A 15424-nucleotide genomic window follows, 5' to 3' on the forward strand; every position below is an offset into this window, starting at 1 on the left:
GTGTGGTCCCGGTCCTCAGACCAGGACACCTCCTTCCGCGAGGCCGATCGCACGCAGGTCGCGGTACCACCGCTCCACCGGGTGCTCCTTGACGAAGCCGTGGCCCCCGAGCAGCTGGACGCCGTCGAGGCCGATCTGCATGCCCTTGTCGGCACACAGGTTGCGGGCGAGAGCGACCTCGCGGGTGAAGTCCTTGCCCTGCGCGGCGCGCGAGGCGGCCTTCCAGGTGAGCAGGCGCATGGACTGCAGCTCGATCGCGATGTTGGCGACCATGAAGGCCACCGACTGCCGGTGGCTGATCGGCTCGCCGAAGGCCTCGCGCTCGTTGACGTACGGCGTGACGTAGTCGAGCACCGCCTGCCCGGTCCCGACCGCCAGCGCACACCAGGCGAGGCGCGAGAGCCGCACGCACTCCGCATACGTCGTGCCGTCCGCCGCGCCGAGCACGGCGTCAGCGGGCACGCGCACCCCGTCCAGGGTCACCCGGGCCAGCGACGCGGCCCGGAGCCCCATGGAGGGGTCGGCCTCGACGAGCAGCCCTGCTGCGGAGGACTCGACCAGGAAGAGCACCGGTCGGCCGTCGAGCTGCGCGCCGACGACCAGGAGCTCGGCGTCGGCGCCGCGCGGCACCATCGACTTCACGCCGTCGAGGACGTAGCCGTCACCGTCGCGGCGAGCCTTCGTGGTCGGGGACATCGCGTCGAAGAGCACGCTCGGCTCCGCCAGCGCGAGCGCCGCGGCGGGCACGTCGTCGCCGGTGAAGGCCGGCAGGTAGGTCTGCTGCTGGGCGTCGCTCCCCCACAGGCTGAGCGCGGTGGCCACGGCGCCCGGGGCGAGGGTGGCCACGGCCAGGCCCATGTCGCCGCGGGCCAGCGCCTCGGCGACCAGCGTCCCGGCCATCGCCGAGCGGGCCTCGGAGATGCCGCCCAGCGACTCCGGGACGCCGAGGATCGGCAGCCCGATCTCCAGGCTGGCCTTGAGCACGGACTCGGGCGCGGTGCACGCCTCGTCGGCCTCCGCCGCGAACGGCCGGACGACCTCGGCCGCGAACTCCCCCACCACGTCGACGAGCATCTGCTCGTCCTCGGTGGGCGTGAGGTCGAACACCCCCGGCCGGGGCGCAGCAGGGACCCGGACACCGTCGGCCCCCTTGCGGCCCTTGGTGGTGAACGTGCGGTTTGCTGCCCCGACCGTCTTGAAGCCGCCGCGGGTCGCGGTGAAGACGGCCTGCTCGGTCTGACGACGCAGGCCGAGACGGTCGATGAGGTCGCTCTGGGCGACCACGTTGAGCGCGGCGACGGCGTAGCCGATGGGATCGCGCTTCTCGCGGGACGCCAGGCCGTGCCTGCCGCCCGGCCTGAGGCTGTTGGTGAGGGACATGAGGAGACTGTAACTCCCAGTTACACTCTGCGCCACAGAAACGACGGTGGCTTCGCTCACGGGGCACAGTTCACCTAGGATCAGGCACCATGCCCCCCGAGCACGAGCCGTCCGTCCTGAGCCCTCACGGCCCCCTCCCCGACGGCGGCACGGTGCGCCCGATGACCCGCTGGGGCACCCCGGTGATGCACCGCCCGCAGGCCCGCGTCACGTCGTACGACGAGGAGCTGCGCACGCTCGTGGCGGACATGGTCGCCACGATGTACGCCGCCGACGGCGTGGGCCTGGCCGCCTGCCAGATCGGGGTGGACCTGGCGGTGTTCGTCTTCGACTGCCCCGACGACGACGGTCAGCGCACCGTCGGCGTGGTGTGCAACCCCGAGGTGACGCTGCCCGAGGGCAAGGACCGCCAGCTCGACGAGGACCTCGAGGGGTGTCTGTCCTACCCGGGCGCGTTCGTGACCTGCGCTCGACCCGACTTCGCCACCGTCACCGGGACCGGGGTCGACGGGCAGCCGGTGACCTTCTCCGGCTCCGGGTTGCTCGCCCGCTGCCTGCAGCACGAGACCGACCACACTCTCGGCACGGTCTTCGGCGACCGGCTGGCCACCAAGCAGCGCAAGAAGCTGGCCAAGCAGCACGACAAGTCCGTCGACGACTACCCGGAGAACTGGCCCGCATGAGCGCCCCCGCTCGCCGACGACGCGGCCCCTCGGGACCCGCGCAGCAGGTGCGCATCGTCCAGCTCCCCCTCGCCGCCCATCAGGCCCTCGCCGCGGGTGACCTGGCCGCCGCCCAAGAGAGCTCTCCCGTCGCCCTCACCGACTGGCTCGCCGGACCGGAGTGCGTGAGCGTGTGGCGCATCCGTGCCGCCCAGCTGCCTCAGCACCCCGAGGACGCGGACTGGGTCACCGGTGCGCTGGTGGACGCGGAGACGGACCAGGTCGTCGGTCGCGCCGGCTTCCACGCCGCCCCCGACCCGGCGGGCATGGTCGAGGTCGGCTATGGGGTCGACCCCGCCTTCCGCCGTCGGGGCTTCGCCCGCGCGGCGCTCGCGTCGCTGATCGAGCGGGCCCGTCGCGACCCCGCCGTACGACGCGTGCGGGCGTCGGTCTCCCCCGACAACGACGCCTCGTTGGCGCTGATCCGCGAGTTCGGGTTCTTCCCGATCGGGGAGCAGTGGGACGACGAGGACGGGCTCGAGCTGATCCTCGAGATCGACGTGGCCGGCGACGGGTCCTAGACAGCGTCATCGGCTCGCATGCGGCCGATGAACACGATGATCATCGTCGCGACCACCACGCCGTTCAGCAGGTGCCAGCCGAAGTGGCGTCGGTCCACGACATGCGATCACGTCGCGATCGGGGAGCCCTCCGACGCCTCGAGCCTCCCGACCGCCTCGTCGAAGGCGCGGCCCGCCGCCCGCCATGGACCTGAGGGTCCGCCGTCCTCCGCCAGCCCGAGCAGGTGCGGGGTGAGGTCGGCGCTGAACCCCTCGCTGGCCTCCCGCGGCAGCAGGGACGGCAGGTTGTCGATGGCGATCACCTCGAGCGGTGGGATCCCGTGCGCCGTGCTGCCACTGTGCAGTCGCCGGACCGGCGCCTGCCAGGTGGTGATCTCGGCGTTCACCGGGAGCATGTTGGTGGGGCCGGTGACGTCGCAGGTCACGTCGGCGAGGACCCTCAGCCGCCGCTCGTGCCCCAGGTCCGCCTGCTCCACGAACGGAGTCGTCGGGGTGTGCGTGACGACGCAGTTCACCAATAGGTCATGGCCGAGGAGCGCCTGCTTGTGCAGGTCTCGCGTCTCCTGACGGTCCCACGCCGTGGTCGGCACGCCGGCGGTCCTCAGAGCCTGCTGCGCTCCTCGGCCCGACCTCCCCCGCGCCCCGGTGACCAGCGCCAGCAGCTGGTCGGCGCCTGCCTTCCCGGCCTGCTCCAGGTCCGCGTCGAGCTCGTGCTTGGCCATCGGGGCGAGCGGTGCGCTCAGCCTGCCGGCCAGGTGCAGCACGCCCAGGGCGGCGCCCATGTAGCCGGCCCAGAAGCCGAACGCGACCACCCGCCTGCCGTCCGGGTCGGTGAGGTACTCGATGTCGAGGAGGCGGCCCCCGCCGCGGCGGAACCGCTCCAGGGTGCTCCGCGCGTCCTCCTGACCCTTGAACGCGTGCGCGAAGTAGATGTGCCGGTGGCGCAACGAGGTGGGCTCCTCGGGAAGCTCCTTGATCCCGACGACGTAGGCGTCGTCCGGCGCGTCCGTCCAGCTGCCGGCGTCCACGACGGACGCCCCGGCCGCGGCGTACTCCTCCGTGGCGAAGGCACGCTGGGACGAGTCCTCCACGGTCACCTCGAACCCGGCCTTCCGCAGGCGCGGGACATCGGCGGGCACGACCGGCGCACGCCGCTCGGTGGCGCGCGACTCGGCGCGGATCCAGACATGGACAGGCAGCATGCGGCAAGGATGCCACCCACGCGCCGAGCCGCGCGCGGGGGCCGGCGCGCGCCGCACACCGCATGTAACGCGGGGTTATCCGACCTACCACAGCGAAATGGCGCTGGGGTGGTCCGGATAACCCCGCGTTACATGGGGGATCCTCAGACGGTCACGACGATCTTGCCGCGCGTGTGGCCCTCCTCGGAGAGCCGGTGGGCGTCGGCCAGCCGCTCCAGGGGGAACGTCTCGGCGACATCGACCCGCAGCGACCCGGCGTCCACCAGGTCGCGCAGGGCGTCGAGGTGCGCGATCTCCGGACGCACGAACACATATCGCCCGCCCAGCCGCAGCACCGTCTCCCCGTCCACGACCGAGGCGATCCGGGTGGTGTCCTTGACCTGGCGCGGCGCGTCCTCGAGGGCGTCCCCTCCGATCAGGTCGACCACGGCGTCCACGGGAGCGCTGAGCTGCTCGCTGATCGGTCCCTGGCCATAGTCGAGGACCTCGCTGACGCCCAGCTCGCGGAGGAAGTCGTGGTTGCGCGCACTGGCTGTGCCGACCACCTCTGCACCTCGGGCCAGTGCGATCTGGACGGCGAACTGACCGACGCCACCCGCCGCGGCATGCACCAGCACCCGCTCGCCGGAGCGCACCTGCAGCGCCTCGTCGACGCACTGCCACGCGGTCAGCCCTGTCAGCGGCACCGCCCCGGCCTCCTCGAACGACAGTCCGGCCGGCTTGCGGGCGACCGTGCGCTGTGGTGCGGGCACCAGCTCGGCCGCGGTGCCGAACTTCACGTCGTCGCGCCGGACGTAGCCCCAGACCTCGTCGCCCACCTCGACACCGGTGACGACGGCAGGACCTACTGCCTCCACCACACCGGCGACGTCCCAGCCGGTGATGATCGGGAGGTGGTGGGGATAGGCGCCCTGCAGGTAGCCGGCGCGGATCTTCCAGTCGACGGGGTTCACGCTCGTCGCCCGAGTGCGCACCAGGACGGTGTCGGGTCCGACGGGCGGGTCGTCGACCTCCCGGACCTCCAGCACGGATGCGTCCCCGAACTGCTCATAGACCACTGCTCGCACGTCAGCCTCCGTTCACGGGGTCGGCACGGTGCCGGCCCCCTCGCGCCGTACCCGCGAGTCGGGCGTGTCACGCGTGATGGCGCGCCCCGCGGTCATCACCGCGCCTGCCGCGAAGACCAGCGCCAGCACGAACGGCACGGCGTACGCCGCGGTGGCGCGGTCGTCGACGAGCGTGGCGAAGAGCGCACCGGCCGCGGCGAGCGCGACCGCGATCGCGACGTACTCCATGATCTGGCCGGCAGAGGAGTTCGTGCCCTGCTCGGGTCCTTGGGAGTAGCGCAGCAGCAGGACCGACAGCCGCGGGTAGGACAGCCCCATGCCGGCACCGGCGAGGGTCCAGGTGACGATCGCCAGCGCAGGGTGCAGGTCGAGGACGACCACGACCAGGGCCGCCAGGACACCCGCCCCGATCAGGGCCGGACCGAGCCGCAGCACGAGTGCCTCCCGGGCGCCGTTCCCGAGGCGGGACTGCAGCCACGAGGCGCCCGACCAGGTGAGCGCCCCAGTGGTGAGCACCAGTCCCGCGACGCTGGGCGCCAGGTCGTAGCGCTCGGTGAGCACCAGCGGCAGGTAGACCTCGGCCGTGAAGTAGCTGGCCCCCAGCAGCCCGCGCATCGCCACGACCGCGGGCAGCCCGCGCGCCACCTGGAGGGTCCCCGAGGGCACCAGTCGGCGCAGCGCCAGCGGCAGCGCCACCACGGTGACGGCCACCGTGGTCACGACCAGCTGCCAGGAGTGGGTGGCTCCCTCGCCCGAGCCGACGTGCAGCACCAGAACTGCGGCACCCGCGACGACACCGGCGCCGATGCGCCGACCGCTCCAGGGGGCGGCGGCGCCTGCTCCCTGCGCGAGCCGTGGGTCGGCCAGGCCGGCGCGCAGCAACAGCACGGTGGGCAGGATCAGGGCGCCGACGCCGAGGAAGACCCAGCGCCAGCCCAGGTGCTCGGTGACCAGGCCGGCAGCCAGGGGGCCGACCAGCGACGGCACCACCCACGCGGCGGCGAAGGCCGCGAAGACGCGCGGGTGCAGCTCGGCGGGGTAGATCCGGGCGACGACCACGTAGAGCGCCACCACCATGCCCGCCCCGAACCCCTGCACGACCCGCCCCACCACGAGCACACCCATGGTCTGGGCGATCCCCGCGATCACAAGTCCCACCGTGAACAGCACCACCGTGGCGAGCAGCGGCGTCCGCGGGCCGCTGCGGTCGCACCACGAGCCCACGACCACCATCGCGAGCACACCGGTCGCCATCGGGCCGGCGAACGCGAGCGCATAGAGCCGCAGCCCGTCCAGCTCGTCGCTGATCGTGGGCATCGCGGTGGTCACCGCGAGCGCCTCGAAGGCGTTGAGGACGATCAGCACCACCATCCCCACGGTCAGCGCGCGGTACGGCGGGGCGAGGGGGCCCGGTGGTCGAGGCGTTCGGGCAGCGGAGCGGGTCACGGGACGGAACCTAGGACCTCACCCGCGGTCCTGGTCAAGCAGGTATCGGTCAGGGTGCTCAGCGTCGTGCGGTGACGTAGCAGGCGACGGCCGTGGCGGCGGCCACGTTGAGGGAGTCGATGCCCTCGCGCATCGGGATGATCGCCCGTCGGTCGGCCGTCTGCTCCCACCGGGACGAGAGGCCGGGCCCCTCCGAGCCGAGCACCAGCGCCACCTTGTCGACGCCCTTCACGGCCTCCTCGATCTCGGTCGCGTCCTCGGCCAGGGTGAGCGCCACCGTCGTGAAGCCGTACGACGCGAGCCGCGGCAGCGCGTCGTACCAGTCGTCGAGGCGGGTCCAGGGCACGGTGAACACCGCGCCCATCGCCACCTTGATCGCGCGCCGGTAGAGCGGGTCCGCGCAGCGCGGGGACAGCAGGACGGCGTCGAAGCCCAGCGCCGCCCCGGACCGGATGATGGCGCCGACGTTGGTGTGGTCGACGATGTCCTCGAGCACCAGCACCGAGCGGGCTCCCTCGAGCACCTCGTCGAGGCTCGGCAGCGGCCGGCGCTCGAGGGAGGCCAGCGCGCCGCGGTGCACGTGGAAGCCGGTGACCTGCTCGGCCATCGCCTCGGACAGCACGTAGCACGGGGCGTCGGTGGTCGCGAGGACGTCGGCGAGCCCCTCGAGCCACCGCTCGGCCATCAGGAACGAGCGCGGTGCGAAGCCGCCCTCGACGGCACGGCGGACGACCTTCTCACCCTCGGCGAGGAAGAGTCCGTGCTCGGCCTCGAGGTGCTTGCGCAGCGAGACGTCGCGCAGGTCGCGATAGTCGGCCAGGCGTGGGTCCTCGGCGTCCGTGATGGTGACGAGCTCAGCCACGGGGCACGAGTCCCGGCTGGCGGTCGGGATAGCGCTGGGGGCGCGCGACGGCGACCACGTCGCCCACCACGATGATCGCGGGCGGTCGCACCCGCTGGGCGACGATGTCGTCGGCGAGCTCGGCCAGGGTGGAGAGCACCGTGCGCTCCTCGGGCATCGTGCCCTCCATGATCACCGCGACCGGGGTCTGCGGGTCCCGTCCGCCCTCGACGAGGGTGGCGGCGATGACCGGGGCGTTCTGCACGGCCATCAGCAGCACCAGGGTGCCGCGCATCCGGGCCACGGCCGACCAGTCGACGAGCGACTCGTCGTGACCAGGTGGGAGATGGCCCGAGATCACCGTGAACTCGTGGGTGACACCGCGGTGGGTGACCGGGATCCCCGCACGGGCGGGCACCGAGATCGCGGACGACAGCCCGGGGATCACGCTCACCGGCACGCCGGCGGCCTCGCAGGCGATGATCTCCTCATAGCCGCGACCGAACACGAAGTTGTCGCCGCCCTTGAAGCGCACGACCCGCTTGCCCGCCAGCGCCCGGTCGACGATGACCCGGTTGATCTCCTCCTGGGCTGCCGAGCGTCCGCGCGGCAGCTTGGCCACGTCGATCAGCTCCACCTCCGGGGAGAGCTCGTCGAGCAGCTCACGTGGGGCCAGCCGGTCGGCGACGACGACGTCGGCGGAGGCCAGTGCGTGACGGGCCGCCACGGTCACGAGCTCGGGGTCGCCCGGGCCGCCACCGACCAGCACGACTCCCGCCGTACGGTCCTGGGCGTCCCGCGCGGTGATCCGGCCGTCGCCGAGCGCGGCCATGATCTCGTCACGCACGCTCGAGGACCTGCGCGGCTCGCGGTTGCCCAGCACGGCGACGGTCATCCCGCCGTGGCGGCCGACCGCGGGCGTCCAGGCGGTGGCCGCGCGGGCGTCGTCGGCGCGAACACAGAAGATCCGCCGCTCCTCGGCCGACGCCGCCACCGCAGCATTGACGTCGGGAGCGTCGGTGGCGGCGATGACGTACCAGCTCTCGTCGAGGTCGGCGGCCTCGAAGCGGCGCTGGTGCCAGGTGATCTCCGGGCCGAGCCCCTCCAGGGCGGGGGTGACCTCGGGGGACACCAGCACGACGTCCGCACCCGCAGCGATCAGCGCGGGCACGCGGCGCTGGGCGACGTGGCCGCCGCCGACCACGACCACGCGGCGGCCGCTGAGCCGCAGTCCGGCCGGGTACGGCGGGTGGTCGTCGAGGTCGGGAGCCGGGTGGCGGGGCTCCATCATTCCTCCTTGCGGGCCACACCCGCGGAGTCGAAGGTCGCCATCTCGTCGAGGATCAGGGCGGCCGCGCGCACCAGCGGGAACGCCAGCACCGCACCGCTTCCCTCGCCGAGGCGCAGGTCCAGGTCGACCAGCGGCCGCAGCCCCAGGGCCGCCAGTGCCGCGGAGTGCCCTGACTCGAGCGAGCGATGGCCGGCGAAGCAGTAGGCCGTCACGTGGGGCGCCATCGCCTGTGCGACGAGGGCCGCCGAGCCGGCGATGATCCCGTCCAGGATCACCGGCACCCCGGCAGCGGCCCCCCCGAGCACGAAGCCGGCGAGCGCGGCGTGCTCGAGGCCGCCGACCTCCGCCAGCACGTCGAGGGGGTCGGCGCCGGGGCTCAGCCGCGCGACCGCCGCCTCCACCACACGGGTCTTGAGAGCGAGCGTGGCGTCGTCGATGCCGGTGCCACGGCCGGTGGCGGTGGCCGCGTCGACGCCGCCGAGCGCGGCGACCAGGCAGGCGGAGGGCGTCGTGTTGCCGATCCCCATGTCGCCGGTGATCAGCAGGTCGTGGCCGGCGTCGACGAGCCGCTGGGCGATCTCGATGCCCGTCTGCACCGCCTGCTCGGCCTCGGCGCGCGTCATCGCGGGTCCGACCGCCAGGTCGGCGGTCCCCGGCCGGACCTTGCGCACCAGCACGGTGTCGTCGGCGGTGACCTCACCGGCGACGCCGACGTCGACGACGACGACCTCGGCGCCGACGCTGCGGGCCAGCACGTTGACCGCCGCGCCACCGGCGCGGAAGTTCTCCACCATGCCGAGGGTGACCTCCTGCGGCCAGGGCGAGACCCCCTGGGCCAGGACGCCGTGGTCACCGGCGAAGACCGCCACCGCGGGCTTCGACGGGACCGGTGGCGGGCAGCAGCGGCTGATCCCGGCCAGCTTCACCGAGACGTCCTCCAGCACCCCGAGAGCACCCGCCGGCTTGGTCAGCTGCGCCTGGCGCTCCTGCGCCTGCGCGATGGCGGAGGCATAGGGTGGCTTGATCCGGGCGATCGACTGCGAGATGAGGTGGCTGGTCACCCGGACATTCTCCCCGAGAGCCCTCGGCACCTCGCCACCCGTCCACTAACGTCGCAGCATGAGCATCGAGCGTCCTGTCTCCCCGAACCCCTACGATCTGCTTCCTGCGACCGCGTCGTTCACGGTGACCAGCACAGACGTCACCGACGGCCAGCCGCTCAAGGACGACCAGGTGGCCGACAAGGGCAACACCTCGCCCCAGCTGAGCTGGGAGGGAGCTCCCGCCGGCACGCGGTCCTACGTGGTCACCTGCTTCGACCCCGACGCCCCCACGCCGAGCGGCTTCTGGCACTGGGTGCTCGTGGATCTCCCGGCCGACGTGACCTCCCTCGACACCGGCGCCGCGGCCGGTGAGCTCCCCGAGGGCGCCTTCCACGTGCGCAACGACGGCGGCGACGCGGGCTTCATGGGGGCCGCTCCCCCGCCCAACGACCAGCCGCACCGCTACTTCTTCGTCGTCCACGCGGTCGGCGAGCAGTCGCTCGGCGTCACCCCCGACGTCTCCCCCGCCGTGGTCTCCTTCAACCTGGCCTTCAAGACCCTGGGCCGCGCTATCCTGCACGGCACCTACCAGCACTGACTCCACCCCAGCCCAGCCCCACACCACCGCGACCCGTCACTCGCTCGACCAGACACGCCGTACTCATCCGCGCGAGTGACGGGTCGACACGCGCGTGCGCCGACTGGAAGCTTCCAGGCCGGGTTGCGGAGGGTCACCGCCGTATCGCCGGGCTAGGCCCCCTGACCTCGAGGCTCCCTCAGCCGACCCGTCACTGACTCCGGCCAGATCGGCGTGTCTGGTCGAGGCAGTGACGGGTCGCGGTCAGCGGCGGTTCAGGAGCTGCTCGAAGGGGACGACGTCGGCGAAGGCGTCCTGCTCTGACGTTTGGGGCCCGCGGGTGCGGACGCCCACGATCTGGTCAGCCAGCTCACCGGCGGCACGTCGGACGCGGCCGGCGAGGTGGCCCTCGTCGGTGCTGCCGAAGTCCTCGCTGGCCGCGAAGACGCCGGTGGGTACGACGACCGCGCCGAGGTAGGCGAACAGCGGACGCAGCGCGTGCTCCAGCACGAGCGAGTGGCGCGCGGTTCCCGCCGTGGCGCCCATGAGCACCGGCACCCCGCGCAGCAGCTCCGGCTCCAGGACGTCGAAGAACGTCTTGAAGAGCCCGCTGTAGGACGCGGAGAAGACCGGCGTGACCGCGATCAGCGCATCTGCGCGCCGTACCTGCTCGACAGCCTCGGCGAGCGCACCCGAGGGGAAGTGGGTCAACAGGTTGTCGGCGAGGGCGTGGGCCAGCTCGCGCAGCTCCACCACCTCGACCGTGACGTCGGTGCCGCGCTCGTCGAGGGCAGCCACGGTCGCATCGGTCAATTGGTCGGCCAGCAGACGCGTCGACGACGGGACGCTCAGACCCGCCGTGACGACGACGATGTGGCGGCTCATGCGCTCTGCTCCTGCGGCGAGCGGCCCGTGACGTCATCGGCAGCCGCGTGCACGGTGGCGTCGTGCGCGCCTCCCGCCCGAGCGACGAGGCTGGCGTGGGTCGGCGCCTCCGGTACGTGCGCCGGACGCAGCGCGGCGAACTCCTTGCGCAGGACGGGGACGACCTCCTCGCCGAGCAGGTCGAGCTGCTCGAGCACCGTCTTGAGCGGCAGTCCCGCGTGGTCCATCAAGAACAGCTGGCGCTGGTAGTCGCCGACGTAGCCGCGGAAGCCGAGCGTCTTCTCGATGACCTCCTGCGGCGACCCGACCGTGAGCGGAGTCTGCGAGGTGAAGTCCTCCAGCGAGGGGCCGTGTCCGTAGACCGGAGCGTTGTCGAAGTAGGGACGGAACTCGCGCACCGCGTCCTGGCTGTTCTTGCGCATGAAGACCTGACCGCCGAGTCCGACGATCGCCTGGTCGGCGCTGCCGTGACCGTAGTGCTCGAAGCGACGGCGGTAGAGGTCGACCATCTGCTTGGTATGCGCCGCCGGCCAGAAGATGTGGTTGGAGAAGAAGCCGTCGCCGTAGTACGCCGCCTGCTCGGCGATCTCGGGGGTGCGGATCGAGCCGTGCCACACGAAGGGGGGTACGCCGTCGAGCGGGCGGGGCGTGGAGGTGAAGCCCTGCAGCGGCGTGCGGAAGCGACCCTCCCAGTCCACGACGTCCTCGCGCCAGAGACGGTGCAGCAGCGCGTAGTTCTCCACCGCGAGCGCGACGCCCTGACGGATGTCCTTGCCGAACCACGGGTACACGGGGCCGGTGTTGCCACGGCCCATCATCAGGTCCATCCGGCCGTCGGCCAGGTGCTGCAGGGTTGCGTAGTCCTCGGCGATCCGGACGGGATCGGTCGTCGTGATCAACGTCGTCGACGTGGAGAGGATGATCCGCTCCGTCTGCGCCGCGATGTAAGCCAGCGTCGTGGTGGGCGCCGAGGGGATGAACGGCGGGTTGTGGTGCTGCCCGGTCGCGAAGACGTCGAGGCCGACCTCCTCCGCCTTCTTGGCGATGGCGACCGTCGCCTTGATCCGCTCATGCTCCGTCGGCGTGCGCCCCGTCGTGGGATCGGCCGTGACGTCACCGACCGTGAAGATGCCGAACTGCATCGCTGCTCACCGCTTCCAGTGGTTGAAATGCTAACTATCTGCCTCAACCCGCGGCTGTGTCGACCTATTCCTCAGCTGTCCGCGCTATGAGTCGCCTGGACTGGCCAGCACGACGACGTTGCTCAGGTAGCGCGTGCCATCCCAGTCCTTGCACGTCACGAGCACGAGACGCCCGGGAGACTCCTGGCTGAACAGTCGAGTCGCGCGCGTCGCGAGGGCGCCCTTGGAGAACGTCTGGACGGTGGTCACCCGATAGTCTATGCGGCCCGCAGCGGTCTGGACCTCTATCAGGTCTCCCTGGCGCAGCTCCTCGAGGTCGTTCAGCGCCCCGTCACCGCCATTCACCGTGTGTCCGGCGAGGACCACGCTCCCTCGAGCAGCTCCCGGCGGTACGCCACCGGCCCACCAGCCGAGCGTCCCTGGGTCGCTGGGTGGCGTCAGCGTCCCCTGCGGCGCCTCCACGCCGACCACCGGGGCCTCCACGCTCAGCTTGGGGATCGCGATCCGGCGCGGCTCCCCGCGACGGGGCCCGGCGAGGACAGGGGCCGGAGGCGCCGGAGTCGTGCCTGCGCCACCCTGGCCAGACTCGGCGGAGCGCCCGTCGGAGGCGGCAGGGTCCTGGGACACCCACGCTGCCCAGCCGCCTGCGACGAGCAGCAACCCCAGGGCAAGGGCTGCCACACGCAGGAGCGTGGAGGCTCTCAGGACCAGCTCGTCTCGCGACGCTGGAGGGCGAAGGCCACGACGACCACCCCCGACCCCAGCAACATCAGGACACCTGCCCAGACCAACCCCTCCCAAGTGGTCTCGGGCGAGGGGAAGAGGCGGTCGGTCTTCGCCGCCAGCGGGGGACCGCTGGACAGCACCACATCGCCATCGAGGCGCGGCACGGGGCCTGCCTCGTCGACGCTCTCACCGGTCCGAGACGTCACGGGACCCGGCTCGACCGCGAAGGGCGTGCCCAGAGGAGAGACCGGGCCTGTGGTGCCGGCGCCGGGGACGAACACCCCGGCCCCCTTCGAGGCTCCCCCGGATCCCTGACTCGATCCGCCTCCGCTGGCGCCTGCACCGTCGGTGCCGACGACGAGATCCTTGGCGGGCCGGCCCGCGTCGAGCCCGCCGGTCACCGGCGTGCCTCCCGGGCGCCCGCCGCCACTCCCGCTGTCGGGAGCGCCGCCACCACCAGGGGTATTGCCGCCTCCACTGCCGGGCGTACTGCCGCTTCCGCTCCCCGGAGTGCCATCGCCACCGCTACCGCCGCCAGGACTTGGCGCAGGCTTGCCGCCGCCGCCGGTGACCGGGCCGGGGCCTTGGACCGGCACCTGCACGCCGCCCCCACCTGGGCGACTCGGGCCGCTTGAGCCACCTGGAGTGCTCGGACCACTCGAGCCACCTGGAGCGCTCGGGACAGGCCCACCAGGGCCGGGACGACCCGAACCAGGACCGTGACCACCAGGTCCGCCTGACCCATGACCGCCTGACCCGTGGCCGCTGGAGCCATGGCCGCTCGACCCGGGACCACTACCGGGTCCACGCCCACCACGCCCACCGTCGTGACCGCCCGACCCGTGACCGCCCGCCCCGTACCCCCCGGACCCGTGTCCGCCCCGGCCCCCGTGTCCACGACCACGGGAACCGTGGCCCTCTCCATGCCCGGGACCGCCGTCGCGCGCGGAGGCGCTGCTCGCCGAACCCCGCTCGCCAGCACCCACTGCAGCAGCCATCGGCAGGCTGCTGACGCTCCAGAGCGCCAACGACATCGCGGCAGCCGCGGCCAGCACCCTGGGCCGGTTGGGCCTCACGAATCCGGCGTTCTCGAACATGTCGCGCCCCCTGTGTCTAGCCCGACGAGGATTCCCCATCGGAGTTTGCAGAACAGTGTTCACTTATCCGGTCCCCCGTGTCCACCGCCCACCCCGGGGCCGGTGGACACGAGACGGAAGACCTACGCCTGGTCTCCCCGGCGCCTGACCAGCGCCGCCAGAGCCAGCACTACTCCGAGGGCGACGACACCGAGCGGCAGCACGGAGCGCGTCCACGTCTGCTCGGACAGGCCCGCGTCCACGGCGGTGGGCACCGCGGCCGTGGCCCTCGCGCTCCCCAGCGCCTGGCCGCCGGACGCCTCGGCCGTGCTGGAGGAGGCGTCCGGTGCGGTCGCCTGCGCGCCGGCCACCTCCGTGCCTGCGGCCTGGCCGCCGCCGGTCATCCCAGCCGAGGTCGCTCCGCCCTCAGACGAGCCGACCCCCACAGCGCCGCCGTCGGACGCACCGCCCTCGGAGGTGCCCCCTTCAGCATCGCCCTCGACGCTGGGGGTCTCGGCGCTGGGGGTCTCGTCGACATCCGACGCGTAGGGACCGCACTCCTCCACCCAGAACACCTTGCTCTTGGTGTCGTTGCCGTTCGATCGGGGCGTGGAGACCGTCAGCTTCACGTGGTAGCCCTGCTTCGGGTGCGGCTCGCCATCGAAGGACAGCGCGTAGGTCTCGACACCGTCGAGGCCGCCGTTGCCCGCCCCGCCCGCGGGCGACCCACCAACGAAGACGGAGGTGTCGCCCGCAACGCTGAGCGAGACGTCACTGGTCGGGGCCTGCATGGCGAACGAGACGGTCGAGATGACGTCCGCACCCTCGTCGAAGCCGTACCACTCGACCTGGAAGCTGCACCCCGGGTGGGGCGAGTTGTTGGGAATGGAGTCGACCGCCCCATAAGGGGCGATCTTCACCGTGCCGTTGTTGCCGGGAGGCGAGCCCGCGTTGGGATTGCCCTTCCCCTTCACCGGGGACTCCTTCACCGGCGCCTTCCCCGACTGCCCCGCCGGGGCGCTCTGCTCCTGATCCTGCCCGCGGTCCCGCCCCTTGCCCTGGCCTCCGGCCGCCGAGTGCGCGGGCGGCGCGGCCGACTGCGAGCCCTGCCCCTTCTCCTCACCGGCATTCGCAGGGCGTCCCTTGCTGGACTCCCCCTGCGGCGCCTTCGTCTGACCGGGAGCCGACGCGGGCCGACCCTCACCTCGCCCCTTGCCTGGGTCGGCGAACGCGGGGGCGCTGAGGCCGCCCAGACCCAGGACCGCTGTGGTGGCGAGGGCCGTGGCGCGAGCGATGGTGCGTGCGGTCTGTTGGCGAGACATCTCGAAGACTCCTCTGATCTGCCAGGGTGGTGGGTCTCCTGGCGCCGGATGGGCGGTCCTGCGACGGCCCCGAGATGTCCGGTCGCGTGGATCTGGTGGAGTCAACGACCGTGTGAACACGGAGTTACAGGTGGATTCCGGGCGTGTCGTTCGTCACCGCCCAAGCAGGCCCTTATCTTGACC

At 72.4% G+C, this 15424-nt stretch carries 15 protein-coding genes; 3 read left to right on the forward strand and 12 right to left on the reverse strand.

From position 1 onward, the window contains the following. Window positions 1-15 precede the first annotated feature (15 nt). Complete coding sequence (locus ACYU7L_RS01710; protein ID WP_460793452.1) at window positions 16-1380, reverse strand: acyl-CoA dehydrogenase family protein; 1365 nt, start codon at window positions 1378-1380, stop codon at window positions 16-18. Window positions 1381-1469: 89 nt separating this feature from the next. Between ACYU7L_RS01710 and def the strand changes: the two genes are divergently transcribed. Together def and ACYU7L_RS01720 are read left to right on the forward strand one after the other, a co-directional pair. Then, window positions 1470-2063: a peptide deformylase gene (gene def / locus ACYU7L_RS01715; RefSeq protein ID WP_460793453.1), complete on the forward strand. Its 594-nt coding sequence runs from the start codon at window positions 1470-1472 to the stop codon at window positions 2061-2063. Next, a complete protein-coding gene (locus ACYU7L_RS01720) occupies window positions 2060-2623 on the forward strand; it encodes a GNAT family N-acetyltransferase (protein WP_460793454.1) in 564 nt (187 codons plus the stop codon). The genes def and ACYU7L_RS01720 overlap by 4 nt, the downstream gene beginning before the upstream one ends. 107 nt (window positions 2624-2730) lie before the next feature. Here ACYU7L_RS01720 and ACYU7L_RS01725 read toward each other — a convergent pair whose 3' ends face one another. The 6 genes from ACYU7L_RS01725 to cobT all read right to left on the reverse strand — a co-directional run bounded on the left by ACYU7L_RS01725 (window position 2731) and on the right by cobT (window position 9531). Next, on the reverse strand, window positions 2731-3825 hold the full coding sequence (locus ACYU7L_RS01725; protein WP_460793455.1) for a saccharopine dehydrogenase: 1095 nt from the start codon (window positions 3823-3825) through the stop codon (window positions 2731-2733). 143 nt (window positions 3826-3968) lie between these two features. Then, on the reverse strand, window positions 3969-4892 hold the full coding sequence (locus ACYU7L_RS01730; protein ID WP_460793456.1) for an NADP-dependent oxidoreductase: 924 nt from the start codon (window positions 4890-4892) through the stop codon (window positions 3969-3971). 12 nt (window positions 4893-4904) lie between these two features. After that, the gene (locus tag ACYU7L_RS01735; protein ID WP_460793457.1) at window positions 4905-6338 is read right to left on the reverse strand and encodes an MFS transporter; all 1434 of its coding nucleotides are present in this window, start codon (window positions 6336-6338) and stop codon (window positions 4905-4907) included. Window positions 6339-6396: 58 nt separating this feature from the next. Then, window positions 6397-7200: a TrmH family RNA methyltransferase gene (locus ACYU7L_RS01740; protein ID WP_460793458.1), complete on the reverse strand. Its 804-nt coding sequence runs from the start codon at window positions 7198-7200 to the stop codon at window positions 6397-6399. Next, window positions 7193-8467 (reverse strand): uroporphyrinogen-III C-methyltransferase, encoded by a 1275-nt coding sequence (gene cobA / locus ACYU7L_RS01745; RefSeq protein ID WP_460793459.1) that lies wholly within the window; start codon window positions 8465-8467, stop codon window positions 7193-7195. The genes ACYU7L_RS01740 and cobA overlap by 8 nt, the downstream gene beginning before the upstream one ends. Further along, window positions 8467-9531, reverse strand: coding sequence for a nicotinate-nucleotide--dimethylbenzimidazole phosphoribosyltransferase (gene cobT, locus ACYU7L_RS01750; RefSeq protein WP_460793460.1), 1065 nt, complete (start codon window positions 9529-9531; stop codon window positions 8467-8469). The genes cobA and cobT overlap by 1 nt, the downstream gene beginning before the upstream one ends. Before the next feature lie 58 nt (window positions 9532-9589). Here cobT and ACYU7L_RS01755 point away from each other — a divergent pair, with 58 nt between their 5' ends. Next, a complete protein-coding gene (locus ACYU7L_RS01755; RefSeq protein WP_460793461.1) occupies window positions 9590-10111 on the forward strand; it encodes a YbhB/YbcL family Raf kinase inhibitor-like protein in 522 nt (173 codons plus the stop codon). Between the two features lie 243 nt (window positions 10112-10354). On the opposite strand, the gene ACYU7L_RS01760 is transcribed toward ACYU7L_RS01755, so the two are convergent. From ACYU7L_RS01760 to ACYU7L_RS01780, 5 genes are all read right to left on the reverse strand, one after another. Continuing rightward, window positions 10355-10975, reverse strand: a complete 621-nt coding sequence (locus ACYU7L_RS01760) for an FMN reductase (protein ID WP_460793462.1) — start codon at window positions 10973-10975, stop codon at window positions 10355-10357. Then, window positions 10972-12117, reverse strand: a complete 1146-nt coding sequence (locus ACYU7L_RS01765; protein WP_460793463.1) for an LLM class flavin-dependent oxidoreductase — start codon at window positions 12115-12117, stop codon at window positions 10972-10974. The genes ACYU7L_RS01760 and ACYU7L_RS01765 overlap by 4 nt, the downstream gene beginning before the upstream one ends. 84 nt (window positions 12118-12201) lie before the next feature. Beyond that, window positions 12202-12798 carry a class F sortase gene (locus tag ACYU7L_RS01770; protein WP_460793464.1) on the reverse strand — a complete coding sequence of 199 codons (597 nt, stop codon included), beginning with the start codon at window positions 12796-12798 and terminating at the stop codon, window positions 12202-12204. Window positions 12799-12818: 20 nt separating this feature from the next. Further along, window positions 12819-13244, reverse strand: coding sequence for a hypothetical protein (locus tag ACYU7L_RS01775; protein ID WP_460793465.1), 426 nt, complete (start codon window positions 13242-13244; stop codon window positions 12819-12821). Window positions 13245-14062: 818 nt separating this feature from the next. Next, window positions 14063-15241 (reverse strand): hypothetical protein, encoded by a 1179-nt coding sequence (locus ACYU7L_RS01780; protein ID WP_460793466.1) that lies wholly within the window; start codon window positions 15239-15241, stop codon window positions 14063-14065. Window positions 15242-15424: the final 183 nt, after the last annotated feature.

The organism is Nocardioides pacificus, from assembly GCF_054775955.1.

Bases quoted from the DNA above. Each gene is read 5' to 3' on its own strand.
- cobA (WP_460793459.1), bottom strand. From the start codon at position 8,467: ATGGAGCCCCGCCACCCGGCTCCCGACCTCGACGACCACCCGCCGTAC.
- ACYU7L_RS01760 (WP_460793462.1), bottom strand. From the start codon at position 10,975: ATGAGCCGCCACATCGTCGTCGTCACGGCGGGTCTGAGCGTCCCGTCG.
- ACYU7L_RS01710 (WP_460793452.1), bottom strand. From the start codon at position 1,380: ATGTCCCTCACCAACAGCCTCAGGCCGGGCGGCAGGCACGGCCTGGCG.
- ACYU7L_RS01755 (WP_460793461.1), top strand. From the start codon at position 9,590: ATGAGCATCGAGCGTCCTGTCTCCCCGAACCCCTACGATCTGCTTCCT.
- ACYU7L_RS01780 (WP_460793466.1), bottom strand. From the start codon at position 15,241: ATGTCTCGCCAACAGACCGCACGCACCATCGCTCGCGCCACGGCCCTC.
- ACYU7L_RS01720 (WP_460793454.1), top strand. From the start codon at position 2,060: ATGAGCGCCCCCGCTCGCCGACGACGCGGCCCCTCGGGACCCGCGCAG.
- def (WP_460793453.1), top strand. From the start codon at position 1,470: ATGCCCCCCGAGCACGAGCCGTCCGTCCTGAGCCCTCACGGCCCCCTC.
- ACYU7L_RS01725 (WP_460793455.1), bottom strand. From the start codon at position 3,825: ATGCTGCCTGTCCATGTCTGGATCCGCGCCGAGTCGCGCGCCACCGAG.
- ACYU7L_RS01765 (WP_460793463.1), bottom strand. From the start codon at position 12,117: ATGCAGTTCGGCATCTTCACGGTCGGTGACGTCACGGCCGATCCCACG.